The 2,624-nt window shown below is 57.3% G+C and carries 3 protein-coding genes; all 3 read left to right on the plus strand.

The window, feature by feature from the left end; all coding sequences use genetic code 11:
• Positions 1 to 325: hypothetical protein (locus AC1DYI_RS32225; RefSeq protein WP_477208188.1), on the plus strand; the 325-nt coding region annotated here is incomplete at its 5' end.
• A 1,040-nt stretch (positions 326 to 1,365) separates the two neighbouring features.
• Positions 1,366 to 1,773, plus strand: a complete 408-nt coding sequence (locus tag AC1DYI_RS32230; RefSeq protein WP_477208189.1) for a hypothetical protein — start codon at positions 1,366 to 1,368, stop codon at positions 1,771 to 1,773.
• Between the two features lie 86 nt (positions 1,774 to 1,859).
• Entirely contained in the window at positions 1,860 to 2,321 is a 462-nt protein-coding gene (locus AC1DYI_RS32235) for an RDD family protein (RefSeq protein WP_477208190.1), read from the plus strand.
• The last annotated feature ends 303 nt before the right edge of the window (positions 2,322 to 2,624 follow it).

The following is a 2,624-nucleotide window of genomic DNA, read 5'->3' on the forward strand; positions in this document are numbered from 1 at the left end:
CGGTACGCTACCAGTCTCAAAGCAAGTGTTGCGTTCGCCCGAGCAGGCTATCGTGGTTGTCTCATCGGGAGGCTCAGCCTGGCCACGCAACGATTGTTCTGGTTACGTCGCGGGAAGAATAGTTTTGATGCCACATGGAGATGCAATCAACGTCGAGGTTGAGGGCGCATTTCAACCGCTGGGTAACATCAATGTCCATGGCCATTGTCAGCCTCGAAATGAGGCTGAGCAGTTCCAGGCGGCGCCCAACTCCCTAGAAGAGCTCACCCCATGGCAGGGCGGGCGCAACGGCACACATCCCTACGATGAAACCTATCCGCAGTAGGCCACCGGCGCCGACACCTAACCCCTCCGTCAAGGGGACTGGCCTGCGGCCAGCCCCTTACGTCGAACGTTAGACCTCATCATTCCAATGCGGAAGCCCAACCCCTATTCACCACCAGCTTCCAAGGTTGAAGCCTCCCCAGTCTCCAGCGGAGCTCGCCCGGTCCTTCCATGGCTGTTGGTCGTGCGATGGATGGTCGGTCTTGCCGTTTTGATTCATGGCCTTTTCGGCCTTTACGCACTTAGCCGCTCTTGGGACTTTATGGCCGACCAGGCAATCATTGACTCCAGCATGGCCCCGCACCACTATCTTCCAGCAGCCATCTTCAAGGTCGCCGCCGGAGTGGCCATCCTCCTAAGAAGCAAATGGTCGTTGCTCCTGGTTCTGGCGTGGACGGTAGCGTACGCTTATCCGTTTGCTAGCTCAATCCGTTGGAGCAATCTTCCGTCCGCATTCTTCTTGTCCCTTATGGAGCAGATCGCAATACTGGGTTTCCTCTGCCTCCTATGGTTTCGCGGTCGTCTACGCTGAGGTCTAACCCCTCCGTCAAGGGGACCTGCCTGCGGCAGGCCCCTTACGTCGAACGTTAGGCAAAGTCAGAAATTCCTTGACCTCAATGCTGGGTCTCGCTTGCCATCCAAGTTGCCGTCGTGCCACGTCGGCCTTCGAGCGCTTGGCAATCCAAGAACAGCCCAGGGTCTACCCTTCCGGCGCCCACCAATCCAGGAACCGCCCAGCGCTTGTCAAGCAGATCGGCACTTGCTCGAAGCCCTCTGCCACTTCAACGTCGGGCTTGCTTGGCCTCACCGGTGAAAATACAGGCAAACATGGATCGCCAATTGGTCAAGGTTGCAGGAACCGAAATGCCACAAGTCCTCAGGTGCCTTCGCTCGGCCTCACCGCCATCTAACAGCCCAGTCGCTCCGCTGGCGCCCTCGCGTTCCTGTCATTTCCTTGCTCAGCCTTGTTCGCCTAACCACTCCGTCAAGGGGACGTCCCGCAGGCGGGCCGCCCCTTACGTCGAACGTTAGGGCTCAAGAATGCAGCCGCTGATCCTGATCATCTTCTTCCTGAACGTCCAAAGCAGCTACGTTCAAAACGTCGAGCGTCCCAACGAAGGGCAACCGGACACAATTCAGTTCCTTCTTGCTGATGGCAAGGCTTGGCGCATTAAGACCTACGCCATCGATCGCGACGTTCACGTCTGGAGCATAGGAACTCTTGGGGATGAGGAGTTTGAGCAGCTTGCCGAGTCCAACACTACCAAGCACTACTCCGATGCTCTCAGTCGAAAGGTCGTCATTCGAGGTACTGACACATTCCAGTCTCTGGTGCCGGAGCTTCAGCAGCAGGGGCTTGTGCCGAATCTTGAGATCTCACCGAAACGCGACTTCGCATTTTGGGTGTCGGAACTCAACGTCTACTCAACCAAGAGCGCGCCACCGTGAGCCCTAACCCCTCCGTCAAGGGGACCTGCCTACGGCAGGCCCCTTACGTCGAACGTTAGAGCTCTCCACCATCTCAAGGTCAACTCATGGCACAGGAAAATCCATACCAACCGCCGTCCAGCGTCATCGACGCAGCTGTCGCCTCGCATAACCTTGAGCCTGCCGGGCGCGGGCGACGATTTGGAGCGTTTGTCGTTGACTACGTCGGCTTTATGCTTCTCGGCCTCGTGGTGGGCATGATTCTCGGGTTGATACTTGGAGAGGAAAGCATCAAGGCAATCCAAAAAGTTCCAGACTTTGTTTTTGGAATTCCAGTGTTCTTTGCTTACTACGCCTTCTTTGAAGGTATATGGGCACGAACACCGGGAAAGTGGCTTTTCGGCACCGTCGTGGTCAGTGAAGCCGGACACAAACCAACAATATGGCAGGTTCTAGGGCGTACAGCGTGTCGGTTCATTCCTTTTGAGGCGCTCTCCTTCTTCGGCACCTCGGGTTGGCACGACARCATTCCGAAAACACGAGTTGTCCGCTCATTTCGGCGGCCCTAACCCCTCAGTCAAGGGGACGTCTTGCGGCAGGCCGCAAGCCGCCCCTTACCTCGAACGTTAGGCTGCAAACATGAAGGCGGCGGTCTCCCAAGCCAAGTTCCGCTTCACTCAATGGTGGCAAGCGCCAATCACGCGTGCAGATCGAATTCGGGGCGCCGCTGTCGGGGCATTGGCTTGCCTCTGGATCTTTGGTCTTGGTCGCCTCATGTTGGCCCAGGAACCCGTTGGGCTAAGCGTCTTGGTGTGGTGGGCAGTTGGTGGTGCAATCGCTGGCATCTTGCTTGGCATGCGCTTCCCCAAGGC

It is taken from the genome of Ideonella sp. P3_A4, from assembly GCF_056403075.1.

Coding starts and splice junctions, on each gene's coding strand:
- AC1DYI_RS32230 (WP_477208189.1), top strand. CDS start 1,366: ATGCAGCCGCTGATCCTGATCATCTTCTTCCTGAACGTCCAAAGCAGC.